A 13,984-nucleotide genomic window follows, 5' to 3' on the forward strand; every position below is an offset into this window, starting at 1 on the left:
AAGTGACCAGTTCGCCAAGTCAAAGCACTTCGCCAAGTTGGCGAAGTGATAAAATATAACGTAGATATATCATTAAGTTGTCACTTCGCCACTTATTCTACCGCAGTATCGCTCACATCAGCGGGCTCAACAGGCGGAGCACACTGTCCAGCAGCGTCCCGGCCAGCGAGGTGCGGCAGTCGGCCAGCTGCACTTCCCGGCACTCCGGCAGGGTGCGGAGCACATCGTCCCGCAGAGCAATGACCTGACTGTTATAGAGCAGCAGCGCCCCGCACTCAAAGTGGAGGAAGAGGCTGCGGTAATCCATGTTGATGCTGCCCACCACGGCGGCGCGGTCATCGCTGACGTAGCACTTGGCGTGGAGGAAGCCGGGCGTGAACTCGTAGATGCGCACCCCCGCCCGGAGCAGCGGCACATAATAGGAGCGGGTCAGCCGGAAGATGAGCTTCTTGTCCGGGATGCCCGGCAGCACCAGCCGGACGTCCACGCCCCGCTTTGCCGCCGCCTTGAGGGCTTCCAGCATGGTCTCGCCCACCGCGAAGTAGGGCGTATAGATATAGACATACCGCTGGGCCTGATTGATGATATTCAGGTAGACCGTCTCGGCCAGAGCCTCTTCGTCCAGCGGGCTGTCCCCGTAGGGCTGTATCACTCCGTCCGACTGGGCAGACAGGGACTCAGCCTGAGGCATAAAGGGCGCATAATCCTCCTCGCTGGGGCGGAAGGCGTTCCAGTGGTCGAGGAACATCACCGTGAAGTTCCAGACTGCCGCGCCCTCGGTGCGGAGGGCTGCGTCCTTCCAGTAGCCGAACCGCTCTTCTTCATTGATATACTCGTCGGCCAGATTGATGCCGCCCGTATAGGCTGTATTTCCGTCCACGACCACGATCTTCCGGTGGTCGCGGTGATTCATGACCAGCGACACCAGCGGCACCACCGGGTTGAACGGGATGCAGCGGATATGCGCCCGCTCCATCTGCACCACGAAATCGGACGGCAGACCCAGCAGACTGCCGAAATCGTCGTAGATGAGCCGGACATCCACCCCCTGCGCCGCCTTGCGGACGAGGATGTCCTCTACCCCCTTCCACATCTTGCCGGTGCGGACGATGAAGAACTCGAGGAAGATGAACCGCTCTGCCTTTTCGAGGTCGGCCAGCAGGTCAGGGTACATGGCCTCACCGCAGGGGTAATATTTTGCCGTGGAGTTTTTCCATGCGGGGTACGGCCCGTACTCCGAAATATACCGGCTCAGTCCCCTGCTGGCGGGGTCGAGGGCGTCGGTCTGACCCGGCTGCTGGGCGAGGTCGGCGGTGTGCTGGCGCTCCACCGCCTGCATCCGCTGGCGCATCCGCTTGGCAGGGGCCTTGTTGCCGAAGGCCAGATAGAGCGCACCGCCCAGCAGCGGCATCATGCCGATGAGGACGAGCCAGATGATCTTATAGTCGCTGTTCTCGTCCTTCCGCACGAGGTAGAGGGTGATGAAGAGGCTGAGGACATTCAGCCCCGCATTCACCCACACCTTTCCGGCGGTGAGGGAGAAGAAGGCCCAGAGCAGCCAGCCGATCTGCAGCAAAACAAGGGCCACTGTAACCGTGGCCCTGTTGATGACACGATTGAAGAACCGTACGACCGGCAGCCGAAAGAACATCTGCGCCTCCCCCGCTGCCTTTCGGCAGCATTTTTATGGGAATAGTATAGCGCAGAGATGCGGAGATTTCAAGCTCAGGCGTCCGCGTCCTCGAAGCCCACCATGAGGCCGCCCAGCTCGGCGTAGTAGCTGCACAGGCCGCCGCATTCGGTCACCCGCACCTGTGCGCCCTCGAAGACAGCTTTCACCATGTGCATCAGGCGCTCGGCGGCGGCGGGGTTGCCGCAGTGGGCAATGATGACCTTGCCGTTCGTGTAGCCGTGGCCTTTGAGCTCCAGCACGATGCGCTCGAGAGCGCCGTGCTCGCCGCGGGTCTTGCAGAGGACGTCCAGTTCGCCCACATCGCTGGCCTTGCCGATAACCCGGATGTTGAGCACCCGCGCTACAGCAGCCACAGCGGGCTTCACCCGGCCATTCCGGGCCAGATTCGCCAGCGATTCCAGCGAGAACAGCAGATGGGTGTGGTGACGGTAGCGCAGCATCTCTTCGCACACCTCGTCAAAGTCCCTGCCCTCTTCGATGAGCGCACGGATATGCTCTGCCAGCAGCACCAGTTCCGGGCCGGCAGACAGGCTGTCCAGCACAAAGACCTGAGCACCCGGGTGCTCTGCCTGATACTCTTCTGCGGCCAGCTGGGCGGCGTTGCAGCTGCCCGACAGGGTGCCGGTGATGGTGATGGCGTATATCTCGTCCGCGCCCTCGTAGGCTTCCAGCCAGTCGCCGATGTTGGGGCAGGAGGTGCTGGTCTTTCCTTTATAAGTGCGCAGGGTGGTCGCCATCTCCACGGCGTCCAGCGTGCCGTCGTCGAGGTATTCCCTCTCGTCGGTCACGATCTTCAGAGGCACAGCCGCAAAATCCACGCCGTCCAGCGCATACAGGCTGGCGGAAGAGTCCACAACGATTCGTTTCATATCCATCTATCTCCATTCCGGCGGGTGTCCGCCGCATTTTTTACATTCGGTGAGTCCACTATATCAGTTTTTCAAAAACCTGTCAAGCGATTTGCAAAATTCTTAATATTGTTTTCATAAACGGTTGACCCCGACTCAAAAATGCGCTATACTACCACCATGAATCAGGAAATGAAACGCCGTGTCACGGCCTGCGCCGCCGGGTTTTCCCTGCCGCGCTACCGGGAGCTGCCCTCTGTGGGGCTGTATCTCGACCAGACCGTGCAGCTCGTCAATGGCTGCTTCCGGGGCTTCCCCGGGGTGGAGCTCACCCCCTCCATGGTGAGCAACTACGTCAAGAAAGGAGTCATCTCCCACCCCGTCAAAAAGAAGTATTCCCGCGAACAGCTGGCTTCTCTCATCTATATCGTATTGTCCAAAAACGTCCTCTCGCTGGAAAACATCGACACCCTCTTCCAGATGCAGCGGGCTCACTGCACCGCCGCCGAAGCCTACGACTACTTCTGCGACGAGGTAGAGAACTGCCTGCCCTACATCTTCCGGGCCAGCACCACCATCTGCGACCTCGACCCGGATGCTGACGACGAAAAGCGTCTGCTGCGCGGTACCATCATCGCCGCCGTAAACAAGATGTACCTCGACTGCTGCTTCGTCGCCATGCGGCAGGAGGAAGCCCTCTGGCCGGGGATACTCGGCGACCTCGAATAAAAGAAAAAACGTCTGTACCTCCAAACGAAGTACAGACGTTTTATTATGCTCTGATTTTAGGCATCCTGCAGCTCACCACGGCTTGCGGCCTTGAGGTAAGCGAAAATGAAGCCGTCGAGGTCGCCGTCCATGACAGCGTCCACGTTGCCGGTCTCATAGTTGGTGCGGTGGTCCTTGACCATCGTGTAGGGCATGAAGACGTAGGAGCGGATCTGGTGGCCCCATGCGATCTCGTTCTGGACGCCCTTGATGTCGTCGATCTTATCCATGTGCTGCTGCTTGGCGATCTGGTACAGCTTTGCCTTCAGCATTTCCATCGCGTAGTCGCGGTTCTGGAACTGGCTGCGCTGGGTCTGGCAGCTGACCACGATGCCGGTGGGCTTATGGATGAGTCGGACAGCGGAAGAAGTCTTGTTGATGTGCTGGCCGCCTGCACCGGAGGAGCGGTAGACCTGCATCTCGATGTCCTCGGGGCGGATGTCCACCTGGATGGTGTTGTCCAGCTCGGGCATGACTTCCAGCGAAGCAAAGCTGGTCTGACGGCGGGCGTTGGCGTCAAAGGGAGAGACGCGCACCAGACGGTGGACGCCGTTCTCGCTCTTGAGCAGGCCGTAGGCGTTGGCACCCTTGACCATCATGGAAGCACTCTTCATGCCGGCCTCGTCGCCGTCCTGATAGTCCAGGACCTCGACGGTCATGCCGTGAGCCTGCGCCCACTTGTTGTACATACGGTAGAGCATCTCGGCCCAGTCCTGTGCCTCGGTGCCGCCGGTGCCTGCGTGGAAGGTCAGGATGGCGTTGCTGTGGTCGTACTCACCGTTCAGCATGGTCATCAGCTGCAGCTCGTCCACAGCCTTGCCCACGGCGTTGACGGCCTCTTCGGCCTCCGGCACCATCTCGGGGTCGTACTCCTCGTCCAGCATGACCAGCATGGTCTCTGCGTCATCGTACAGGCCCTGCAGCTTCTCGAAGCGGGTCAGCTTGCCCTTCAGGTCGCCCACCTCGTCGAAGACCTTCTTGCTCAGCTCAGCGTCGTCGTAGAAGCCGGGGCGGGACATGGTGTGCTCCAGCTCCTGCACGCGCTTGCGGGAAGCGTCGATGGCCAGCGCTTCCTCCAAGTCCTTTACAGCGGTGTGGTATTCAGCCAGCTGTACTTTCAGTTCATCAGTGGTGATCATCGTTTTATTCCTCTCGTCTCAAAGAACAGGAGCAGCCTCTTCATCATCAGCCACGCACACGGGCAGGCCCGTCTTAGTACAACCTCTCAGTCTCGTTAGCGCTCGACAGCTCCCCTAGTAGGGGAGCCTCTGGCGAAACCGTTCACTTTGCGGGGACTGCCAAAGCCTCCCCTACCAGGGGAGGTGGCACGCCGTAGGCGTGACGGAGAGGTTGTACGAAGGAAAGCCTGCCCGAGGACTCGGCCAATGACGGAGAGATTTACTCCTAAAAGATACAGTTTATACACAGATACTTCATTAGTATACCCAGAATCCATGATAAAGTAAAGAGGAAAAAATACCATTGTGCTGGAATTTTGAAGATTTTCGCCTTTTCTTTTCCGCATTTTAAGTGTATAATACTGATAAACTACCATATTCATTGGAGGATGTTATGCCAAAATACTATGGCTGTCCGTGTGAGGGCTGCGGCAAGCCCCTCACACTTCAGGATGACATCGTGGTCTGCCCCGACTGCGGCGCGCCTTATCACCGCGTCTGCTACGAGAAGCTGGGCCAGTGCATCCACCGCCCCGCCCACGCCGCCGGCTACGAGTGGAAGTTCCCCTACGAGGAGAGCCAGCTCCGCACCTGTCCGTCCTGCGGCGAGCGCACCCTGCGGGACGAGGAAACGTGCCGCTGCTGCGGTGCTGTGCTGCCCCCCGAGGGGCAGGAGCCTCCTTCTTCCCGCGGCAGCGGTGAAGAGACTTTCGACTACTCCCAGATGTACCGTCAGTTCGGCACTTCCGCTGACCCGGAGAAGGAGTTTTTTGAGGACGCCTTCGGCAAAGAGGCCAAGATGGACGGCATCGACCGTCAGGACTGGCTGGACTATATCGGCCCCGCCGCTCCCGCTTACCTCGCCGCTTACAGCCGGATGCAGCTCCAGAAGAGCAAGGTATCCATGAGCTTTTCGGCTCTGCTGTTCGGTCCCTTCTACTTCTTCTATCGCAAGGCGTGGAAGCCGGCCTTTGGCTTTCTGGCCGCTGAACTTCTGCTGGCAGCGCCCACCTTTATCGAGATGCTGCAGCTCTCCGGCAGCGCCCTCGCCCCGGCCATGAGCGCTTCGGCTCTGACGGTATTTGCCCGCATCTGCTCTGTCCTCAGCTTCGTGCTGATGCTGGTGCGCGGTATGTACGGCAAGTGGCTCTACCGCAAGAGCGCCGCCGACCACATCCGCCGCATCCAGTCTGAGTTCCCCGATGCCCAGCAGCGTCAGGCCGTGCTCCGCGCCCAGGGCGGCGTCAGCTTCGGCGCGGTCTTTCTCTGTGTCCTGCTCCTGAGTGTCTGCGGCAGTGCGTTCACCCTGCTGCTCGGCCCGGATCTGCAGGCCATCCTCAACGCTTTCTATGGCTGATACACCCAGCCGTGAATCTATCGCAAGTCAATAAATTAGTGCAACATCCAAACAGCATATTTGCGATATGCAATTCAACGCTGTTGCATTAAAAAGTTGAATTGCTATAAATGTGAAGGAGTTTGAACCATGAAAAAAGTCACCAAGGCAGTCATCCCCGCCGCTGGTCTTGGCACCCGCGTGCTGCCCGCCACCAAGGCGATGCCCAAAGGAATGCTCCCCCTCGTGGACAAACCCGCCATCCAGTATCTGGTGGAGGAGGCTGTCCGCTCCGGTATCACCGACATCCTTATCATCGTGAGCCGCAATCAGGACATCATCCAGGACCACTTTGACCGCAGCCCCGAGCTGGAAGCAAAACTTGCTGCTCCCGGCAAGGAGAAGATGCTGGAAGAGTGCCTCGGCATCTCCAATCTGGCCAACATCTTCTTCGTCCGCCAGCAGCAGACCCTCGGCCTCGGCCACGCTGTCAGCATGGCTAAGCCCTTCACCGGCGACGACCCCTTTGTGGTCATCTATGGTGACGACGTCATCTGGGGCGAAGACCCGGTCTGCGCTCAGCTCATCCGTGCCTACGAAGAGTTTGGCCGCCCGGCTGCCGGTGTGTCCGCCGTGCCTTGGGCCGACGTGAGCCGTTATTGCAGCCTCAAGACTACCCCCATCCACGACAACTACTTCTTTGTGGACGACATGATCGAGAAGCCCAAGAAGGGTCAGGAGTTCAGCAACTACTCCATTCTGGGCCGTGTGCTGCTGACCCCGGAGATCTATGACATCCTCGCCAGGACCAAGCCCGGTGCCGGCGGCGAGATCCAGCTGACCGACGCCATGGCCGAGTATGCCCGCAGCTACGGCGGTATGACGGCTGTGGAGTTCACCGGCAAGCACTACGACATGGGCAACAAGCTCAAAGTCGCTGAGGCACAGGTGGAGCTGGCCCTGCAGCACCCCGAGATCGGCGGGGCGTTCCGCGCCTACCTGAAAGAGTTCTGCAAGACGCTGTAAATAACCGCATAAAAAGCAACGCCCGGCATCTCATTGAGGTGTCGGGTGCTTTTTGCTATTTGGAGATGATAACCTTGCGGAATGCCAAGGCCTCCTCTCGTTAGGAGCAACGGCGACGACCGCCGCCAGCGGCGGAAACAGGGAGGAGTTGTTGGGGCAGCGGCCAGCAGGATGCAAGCGACAGCGAAGCAAACGCTGGGTGCCGCAACCCGGGCGGTGGCATCGCGCAGCGATGACGGAGAGGTTTTGTCCCGCAGCGGCTCACGGTCAGGCTGTCCTTCGTACAACCTTTCAGTCTCGTCGCAAGCTCCTCGCCAGCTCCCCTAGTAGGGGAGCCTCTGGCGAAGAGATCAACTCTCTAAAGCAAACCAAAAAGCGCCCTCACCTTGTCATCGGTGAGGGCGCTTTGCTGATTGCTGATTATTTTGATTGGGTTGATTATCTCAGATTAGTCGCTGACGTAGGGCATCAGAGCAACGTGACGAGCACGCTTGATAGCCACGGTCAGTGCGCGCTGATGGAAAGCGCAGGTGCCGGTGACACGGCGGGGAATGATCTTTGCACGCTCAGAGACGTACTTACGCAGACGGGGAACGTCCTTGTAATCGATGGTGTCGATGCGATCGACACAGAAGCTGCAAACCTTCTTGCGGCCGCGACGCATGGGGCGTGCGGGGCGAGAGCCTTCGGTTCTTTCAAAAGCCATTGCTTATTACCTCCTGTTGGATTTTTACGGTTAAAACACCGGTTCGGGAATCAGAACGGCAGGTCGTCGCTGTCGTCGATGACGGCGAAGTCATCTGCATTGCCGGCAGAATAGCTGGGAGCTGCCTCCACAGCAGCCGGACGGGCAGGAGCTGCGTTCTGGTAGGACGGAGCAGCATTCTGATAGCTGCCGCCGCCCTGATTGCTGCCATTCGATTTGGAGCCAGCAAAGTTGACGTTGTTTGCCACGACCTCCACAGCGGTGCGGTTGTTTCCGTTCTTGTCCTGATACTGGCGGGTCTGGAGACTGCCTTCGATGGCGATCAGACTGCCCTTCTGGAAATACTTGGAGACGAACTCTGCCTGCTGGCGCCATGCGACGATGTCGATGAAATCGGCCTGACGCTGCTCGCCCTGACGGGCAAAGTTGCGGTCACACGCAATGCGGAAGCTGCACACATTGGTGCCGCTCTGGGTGGTGCGAAGCTCGGGATCCGCCACGAGACGGCCCATGATCGCTACAACATTCAACATAATACGGACTCCTTTTTCGTCACGAAAAGATTACTCCTCGTGGGCAACGATCAGGCTGCGCATAACGCCCTCAGTGATCTTGTACACACGGTCGAGCTCAGCGGGGAAGCTGGGGTCAGCAGTGAAGTTGATCACGGTGTAGACGCCTTCCTCCTCATCGTTGATGGGGTAGGCCAGACGGCGCTTGCCCCACTCATCGATGGAATCGATGGTACCGTTAGCCTCGATCAGGGACTTGAACTTACCGATGAGAGCGGAAGAAGCCTCCTCGTCGAGAGCAGCGCTGGTAATCAGCATGGTTTCGTACTTTGCCATTTTGTAGCACCTCCTTTTGGACTTAAGGGCCTCAAGAATATGAGGCCAAGGGTACACAGCCAGCGCGGCGTCGCGCGGACTGTGCGGCGTGTCTGTTCAGACAGCAACTTATTATAGCAAGCCCCGCAAAAATTGTCAAGCCCTCCCGCAGGATTTTTTTCGTATTTTTGAGCGCATGACAGCAAAATCTCCCTCATCATTCTTTTTATGCTTTTCCAGTATATCCGTCATATCTCTCTTATATGGCATCCTTAGTCATTTCCAAGCCAGTTTTCCTTTGCATTTCGCCGAAAGATGGACTATAATAAAAGATGTTCTTCTCCCCTTCTGTCTTTGTGCGCGGCGCATGGCAGGGCTTACGGGGGAGCAGGACGATTGCTAACGTCAAAGGAAGGATCGCCTATGTATTCCATCTTTCGGAATCTCGCCCTCATCCTCATCAGCGCCAAGTTCTTCGCGCTGCTCGCCCGCAAATGCCGGGCGCCGCAGGTGGTGGGCGAGATCATCGCAGGTCTTGTCATCGGTCCCTGTCTGCTAGGTCTCGTGCAGCCCAGCGACTCCATCGCCATTTTTGCTGAGATAGGCGTCGTGCTGCTGATGTTCACCACCGGCCTCGGCACCAACCTGCAGGAGCTGATGCGGGCAGGCCCCATCGCCACCCTCATCGCCTGCGTAGGCGTGGCGGTGCCTCTGGCGGGCGGCACCCTGCTCTACAGCCTGTTCTATGGCTTTTCAGCGCTGGGCAGCCCGGAGTTTTATCGGGCGCTCTTCATCGGCACCATCATGACGGCTACCAGCGTCTCCATCACCGTCGCCACCCTGCAGGAACTGGGCAAGCTCAAGAGTTTCCTCGGCACCACCATCGTCAGCGCCGCCGTCATTGATGACGTCATCGGCATCGTGGTGCTCACCTGTGTGCTGGGTGCCAGCGGCGGCGCGGACACCAGCCTCGTGGAGGTGCTGATGGACACCATCCTCTTCTTCGCGGCCGCCATCGTCATCGGCCTCATCATCCACAAGGCCATGCTCTGGCTGGACCATCGCAACCCCCACACCCAGCGCATCACCATCGTCAGCCTCGCCTTCTGCTTTGCGATGGCCTACATCGCGGAGCAGTACTTCGGCATCGCAGACATCACGGGTGCTTACATTGCCGGCATCGTGCTCTGTTCCCTCGAAGATGCGCCCTACATCGAGCGCCGGGTGGACATCAGCAGCTACACCCTCTTCGCCCCCGTCTTCTTCGCCAGTATCGGCCTGAAGACCGACATCAGCGGCCTGACACCCACCATCCTGCTGTTCAGTGCCTGCTTCGTGATCGTCGCCCTGCTCACCAAGATCATCGGCTGCGGTCTGGCTGCGAAGCTCTGCCGGTTCAACTGGGGCGACTCCCTCAAAGTGGGCGTCGGCATGATGACCCGCGGCGAAGTGGCCCTCATCGTGGCCCAGAAGGGCCTCGGGGTCGGTGTGGTGGACCCCGTCTACTTCACCGCCGTCATCCTGCTCATCGTCGTGTCCTCTATCGTGACGCCGCTGGCACTGAAGGGGCTGTTTACAAAAGCATAAGTCATCAGAAAGCCCCCTCTTCCGAATGGAAGAGGGGGCTTTCGTCATCTTATCGGTTTTCTGCTAAAACTCAGACCACCTGAATGCGGCCTGCGCCATACGGGTTCTCGTAGTTCAGCAGGTAGCCCGGATAGCTTGCCAGCGGGCTGTTGGCACTGCTCAGAACAGGCATATCGTTCACAGCGTCGAAGATCATGGCGTAAGTGGACATGACGAGGTAGTCCTCAGAGACATAGTCCTTGATGAGCTCTGCGCCGTCGAACATGGCGAAGCCATCGCCCAGGTTGCGGAGGGTGTAGTTCATGCCGGCCAGCGCATAGGTGCGGTTCAGGTCCAGCGGCTCGTAAGTGCCGGTCTTCTTGTTGTAGATGCGCACGTTCTGGACGCGGGGCGTGCCGGTGGCGCTGCCCATCCAGACATTCTTGTCGTCGGTGAGGACGGTGTTGGGGATGTCGGTGTGGATCTCGTAGGTCGCACCGGCAACATGCAGGAAACCGCCGTTCTCCTTGCCCTCCGGGCCGACGAAACGGGCGCCGAACTCCAGAGCATCCTGGATCTGCTTGCCGGTAACAGACATCAGGCAGGCCACATTGCCGAAGGGGCTGACCTGCTTGCAGGTCTTGAAGGTCCACTTGCCGGCGTCCACATCGGTGCGGATGCCGCCGCCGTTCATCATAGCGATGTCACAGTCCAGCTGCTCGACCTCATTGAAGTAAGTATAGATGCCGTCGGCCACGAAGTCGCCGAGGTTGGTCTCGCCCATACGGATGCGGCGCTTGCCGGTAGCGGGGTCGTTGATGTAGAAATTGATGTCAGTGGTCGCGATCTGCTCGCCCAGCATAGCGTCCACGTCGTTGATCCAGGCTTCTGCGGTAGCGGCCACAGCGGCGTCGGAGACATCAGCGGTGGAGATGAGCTCGGTGGTGATCGCGCCGTCCTCGGCGATGGTCATCTTACCGACGTTTGCCAGATAAGAGCCGGTCTGGGTCAGGGTGACAGCCTTGCCAGCTGCATCGTAGACCTGTTTGTTCTCCATGACGGTGTGAGAGTGGCCGTCGATGAAGGCGTCAAAACCGGTGGTGTTGGCAATGACTTCCTCACTGGTCCAGGGAGAGGAGGACGGGTCAACGCCCAGATGGCCCAGACCGATGATGATGTCTGCGCCCAGGGTCTTGGCCTTGTCGATGGCCTTCTGGACGGCGTCGTACAGCTTCCTGCCGTCGTCACCGCCCAGGATGTCGTAGATGTACTTGGTCTGCTTGGCGTTCATGAAGTAAGCAGGAGTGGACTTGGTGAAGGACTCGGGGGTCGTGATGCCCACGAATGCGATCCACTTGCCGCCTGCGGGGAACAGCTTGACAGCGGGCAGGACGCGCAGGCCGGTGCGCAGGTCCACCCAGTTGCAGGAGACATAGGGGAAGTCCGCTTCCTTGATGATGGCCTTTGCGCGGGCCATGCCGTAGTCGAACTCGTGGTTGCCCAGAGTAGCGATGTCGTAACCAGCCTCGTTCATCAACTCGATGATGGTAGCGCCGTCGTCCATGGAGCCGTAGGCAGTACCCTGAATATGGTCGCCTGCGTCCACCAGCAGGACGGGCTTGCCCTCATCCACATAGCCCTGCTTCATGGCAGCGATAGCGGCATAGGTCAGTTTGGGAGACTTGTTGTCGATGTAGGTGTGGACATCGTTGGTGTACAGGATGGTGACAGCGGCATCCTTGCCCGTCAGGAAACCGGCCGAAGCCTGAGGAACGGCAGCAGCCATAGCGGAGGCAGCGGCGGTGACACCGGCAGCCTTCAGGAAATTGCGGCGAGAAATAAAGTGTTTCACAAAAAGGACCTCCTTTATGTTCCAGACCAATTTTTACAGCACAGCCTCTCTTCCGCTGTGCCGCATTCTTTGTTTTAAGCTTACCACAGAACCGCCGAAAGAGCAAGCACAAAGATAGTCATCCTGCATAATAGTTTTCTTTATGAGTACGACTTTTTATGAAATCTCGCGCAAATCAGCACAAAAGGCCGGGTGCTGTTTCCTGCCTCAGGCATACAGCACCCGGCCTTTTGTTTTGGACGGTATTGTTCCGTCGTGAATATCGTCTTATCAGATAGCGTTATACTGGCGCAGGAACTTCTCGAGGTCGGTGCCTTCGATCTTCTTCAGCGCCTCCTTCAGGGCGATGCGGCCCATAAGGGGCAGTTCCATGTCCGTGAGCTTCCGGCCGTCCCGCAGCTTCACCGAGGCATCCACCAGCGCCCGGACGTCATAGGTGCTGCCCCAGACCTCCGGCACACCGCGGTCAATGTTCAGCAGCCGGTACACGGCCTCCATGCCGGTGCGCATGGAGTATTCGGTGGTGAAGATGGTGTCCCGGCCGGTCTCGGCGAACTGACCGAGGAAGGCAAAGTTCACCGCATCCTTCGGCACGATGTCGGGGCGGTCGCCCTTCGCGCGGGGCATGAAGAAAGCGTCGATATAGGGCATCATGACCGGCACGGTGTTGGCGCTGTGCTCGGCAAGCTCTGCGATGTCCTCCACCGGCACGCCCAGATGGTAGAGCCACTCCATGCAGATCTCCCGGCCGGTGCAGTCCCGCATGGGCTTTTTGACGTAATCGCCGGGCTTATCGCTGAACAGGCCGTACACCCAGACGCAGAGCTGGTCTTTGGGCTGTGCGCGGAACTGCTGCTGCCGGTTCAGGGTCCAGCTCATGAGCCACTTAGAGTCCTTCACCGTGACGATGCCGCCGGTGACGGTGCGGCCGCTGAAGGGGTCGCGCTTGCAGATCTTCTGGATATACTGGGGGATCTTCTCATCCAGCGTCGTGATGGTGGCGCTTTCCCAGTTGGTCAGCTCCGGCTGGCTGCAGAACTTTTCCGGGTGGCCGAAGGAGTCGTCCAGCGCGGCGATGCGCTTCCAGAGGTCCCAGCCGTTGCCCGGCTTGATGGTGGGGTCGAAGCCCGTGGCCTTGTTCTGTGCGCCGACGGTGCAGCTCTCCACGCAGCCGCCGTTGGTGATAAAGAGCAGGTCGTCCTCGGTGAGGTCGATGGTCTCCACCTCGCCCTTGTGGTCTACCGTGATGCCCGCCGCCTGCTTTTTGCCCGGCTCGAGGCTGAACTGGACGTCCACGACCTTTGTGTCGTAGTAGAACTGGACGCCGTGGTCTTTCAGGTAGGTGACCATGGGCAGGATGATGGACTCGTACTGGTTATACCGGGTAAAGCGGAGGGCCGTGAAGTCGGGCAGACCACCGATGTGGTGGATATACCGCTTGAGGTAGAGCTTCATCTCGAGAGCGCTGTGCCAGTTCTCGAAAGCGAACATGGTGCGCCAGTAGAGCCAGAAGTTGGAGTTGAGCACCTCATCGTCAAAAAAGTCGGTGATCTTTTTGTCCTCAAGCTGCTCGTCGGGGGTGAAGAAGAGCTTCATGATCTCCATGGCTCCCTTATCCGACAGGCCGAACTTGCCGTCGGTGTGGGCGTCCTCGCCCCGGTTCACGGTAGCGCGGCAGAGGGAATAGTTGGGATCGGCCTTGTTCAGCCAGTAATACTCGTCCAGCACACTGGCTCCCTCCGTTTCCAGCGAAGGGATGGAGCGGAGCAGATCCCACATGACCTCGAAGTGGTTGTCCATCTCACGGCCGCCCCGCATCACATAGCCGACGTCGTACTTGTAGCCGTCGCAGGCACCGCCGGGCAGGGGGTCTTTTTCAAAAACGTGTACCCTCTCCCCCTTCATCTGGCCATCCCGCACCAGATAGCAGGCTGCCGTCAGGGCCGCCAGGCCGCTGCCGATGATATAAGCCGATTTGCGATCCACGCCTTCGGGCTTGCGGGGCCTCGCAAAGGCTTCGTAATTGCCACTGGAATAATACATAGACGTGACCTCCATTTTGTTCTGTACCGGCAGCACGTTCGGCCCCGGTTTGTTTTGTTCTGGCATCAGTATACCCCGCCGCTTCCCGCCCTACAACAAACAAAATCGCCCAACTGCCGCAATTTTTGTCATACAGGCAGG

The 13,984-nt window shown here is 59.0% G+C and carries 12 protein-coding genes; 4 read left to right on the forward strand and 8 right to left on the reverse strand.

Annotation, left to right across the window (positions count from 1 at the left end):
- Window positions 1-112 precede the first annotated feature (112 nt).
- Together cls and J3349_RS01515 are read right to left on the reverse strand one after the other, a co-directional pair.
- Window positions 113-1,651 (reverse strand): cardiolipin synthase, encoded by a 1,539-nt coding sequence (cls, locus tag J3349_RS01510; protein ID WP_207676213.1) that lies wholly within the window; start codon window positions 1,649-1,651, stop codon window positions 113-115.
- 74 nt (window positions 1,652-1,725) lie between these two features.
- Window positions 1,726-2,562 (reverse strand): DegV family protein, encoded by an 837-nt coding sequence (locus J3349_RS01515; RefSeq protein ID WP_207676214.1) that lies wholly within the window; start codon window positions 2,560-2,562, stop codon window positions 1,726-1,728.
- Between the two features lie 141 nt (window positions 2,563-2,703).
- Between J3349_RS01515 and J3349_RS01520 the strand changes: the two genes are divergently transcribed.
- Window positions 2,704-3,270: a DUF1836 domain-containing protein gene (locus J3349_RS01520; protein ID WP_242699451.1), complete on the forward strand. Its 567-nt coding sequence runs from the start codon at window positions 2,704-2,706 to the stop codon at window positions 3,268-3,270.
- Between the two features lie 56 nt (window positions 3,271-3,326).
- Here the strand turns inward: J3349_RS01520 and prfB are convergent, their stop codons facing one another.
- On the reverse strand, window positions 3,327-4,448 hold the full coding sequence (prfB, locus tag J3349_RS01525) for a peptide chain release factor 2 (RefSeq protein WP_207676215.1): 1,122 nt from the start codon (window positions 4,446-4,448) through the stop codon (window positions 3,327-3,329).
- A gap of 433 nt (window positions 4,449-4,881) precedes the next feature.
- Between prfB and J3349_RS01530 the strand changes: the two genes are divergently transcribed.
- Together J3349_RS01530 and J3349_RS01535 are read left to right on the forward strand one after the other, a co-directional pair.
- Window positions 4,882-5,844: an RING finger protein gene (locus J3349_RS01530; RefSeq protein ID WP_207676216.1), complete on the forward strand. Its 963-nt coding sequence runs from the start codon at window positions 4,882-4,884 to the stop codon at window positions 5,842-5,844.
- 129 nt (window positions 5,845-5,973) lie between these two features.
- Window positions 5,974-6,849 carry a UTP--glucose-1-phosphate uridylyltransferase gene (locus J3349_RS01535; RefSeq protein WP_207676217.1) on the forward strand — a complete coding sequence of 292 codons (876 nt, stop codon included), beginning with the start codon at window positions 5,974-5,976 and terminating at the stop codon, window positions 6,847-6,849.
- Window positions 6,850-7,297: 448 nt separating this feature from the next.
- Here the strand turns inward: J3349_RS01535 and rpsR are convergent, their stop codons facing one another.
- Genes rpsR through rpsF form a run of 3 tightly spaced genes read right to left on the reverse strand, consistent with a single transcriptional unit; the run spans window position 7,298 to window position 8,403 of the window.
- Window positions 7,298-7,555 carry a 30S ribosomal protein S18 gene (gene rpsR, locus J3349_RS01540; protein WP_015563885.1) on the reverse strand — a complete coding sequence of 86 codons (258 nt, stop codon included), beginning with the start codon at window positions 7,553-7,555 and terminating at the stop codon, window positions 7,298-7,300.
- A gap of 50 nt (window positions 7,556-7,605) precedes the next feature.
- The gene (locus J3349_RS01545) at window positions 7,606-8,088 is read right to left on the reverse strand and encodes a single-stranded DNA-binding protein (protein WP_015563884.1); all 483 of its coding nucleotides are present in this window, start codon (window positions 8,086-8,088) and stop codon (window positions 7,606-7,608) included.
- A 30-nt stretch (window positions 8,089-8,118) separates the two neighbouring features.
- Window positions 8,119-8,403 carry a 30S ribosomal protein S6 gene (rpsF, locus tag J3349_RS01550; RefSeq protein ID WP_015563883.1) on the reverse strand — a complete coding sequence of 95 codons (285 nt, stop codon included), beginning with the start codon at window positions 8,401-8,403 and terminating at the stop codon, window positions 8,119-8,121.
- Window positions 8,404-8,805: 402 nt separating this feature from the next.
- On the opposite strand from rpsF, the gene J3349_RS01555 reads away from it, so the two are divergent.
- Window positions 8,806-9,969, forward strand: a complete 1,164-nt coding sequence (locus J3349_RS01555; protein ID WP_207676218.1) for a cation:proton antiporter — start codon at window positions 8,806-8,808, stop codon at window positions 9,967-9,969.
- 70 nt (window positions 9,970-10,039) lie between these two features.
- Here the strand turns inward: J3349_RS01555 and J3349_RS01560 are convergent, their stop codons facing one another.
- Complete coding sequence (locus J3349_RS01560) at window positions 10,040-11,800, reverse strand: bifunctional UDP-sugar hydrolase/5'-nucleotidase (protein WP_207676219.1); 1,761 nt, start codon at window positions 11,798-11,800, stop codon at window positions 10,040-10,042.
- A 270-nt stretch (window positions 11,801-12,070) separates the two neighbouring features.
- Complete coding sequence (locus J3349_RS01565) at window positions 12,071-13,843, reverse strand: oleate hydratase (protein ID WP_207676220.1); 1,773 nt, start codon at window positions 13,841-13,843, stop codon at window positions 12,071-12,073.
- Window positions 13,844-13,984: the final 141 nt, after the last annotated feature.

This window comes from Faecalibacterium sp. Marseille-P9590, assembly GCF_017377665.1.
Taxonomy (GTDB): Bacteria; Bacillota; Clostridia; order Oscillospirales; family Ruminococcaceae; genus Faecalibacterium.

Coding starts and splice junctions, on each gene's coding strand:
- cls (WP_207676213.1), bottom strand. CDS start 1,651: ATGTTCTTTCGGCTGCCGGTCGTACGGTTCTTCAATCGTGTCATCAAC.
- J3349_RS01515 (WP_207676214.1), bottom strand. CDS start 2,562: ATGAAACGAATCGTTGTGGACTCTTCCGCCAGCCTGTATGCGCTGGAC.
- J3349_RS01520 (WP_242699451.1), top strand. CDS start 2,704: ATGCGCTATACTACCACCATGAATCAGGAAATGAAACGCCGTGTCACG.
- prfB (WP_207676215.1), bottom strand. CDS start 4,448: ATGATCACCACTGATGAACTGAAAGTACAGCTGGCTGAATACCACACC.
- J3349_RS01530 (WP_207676216.1), top strand. CDS start 4,882: ATGCCAAAATACTATGGCTGTCCGTGTGAGGGCTGCGGCAAGCCCCTC.
- J3349_RS01535 (WP_207676217.1), top strand. CDS start 5,974: ATGAAAAAAGTCACCAAGGCAGTCATCCCCGCCGCTGGTCTTGGCACC.
- rpsR (WP_015563885.1), bottom strand. CDS start 7,555: ATGGCTTTTGAAAGAACCGAAGGCTCTCGCCCCGCACGCCCCATGCGT.
- J3349_RS01545 (WP_015563884.1), bottom strand. CDS start 8,088: ATGTTGAATGTTGTAGCGATCATGGGCCGTCTCGTGGCGGATCCCGAG.
- rpsF (WP_015563883.1), bottom strand. CDS start 8,403: ATGGCAAAGTACGAAACCATGCTGATTACCAGCGCTGCTCTCGACGAG.
- J3349_RS01555 (WP_207676218.1), top strand. CDS start 8,806: ATGTATTCCATCTTTCGGAATCTCGCCCTCATCCTCATCAGCGCCAAG.
- J3349_RS01565 (WP_207676220.1), bottom strand. CDS start 13,843: ATGTATTATTCCAGTGGCAATTACGAAGCCTTTGCGAGGCCCCGCAAG.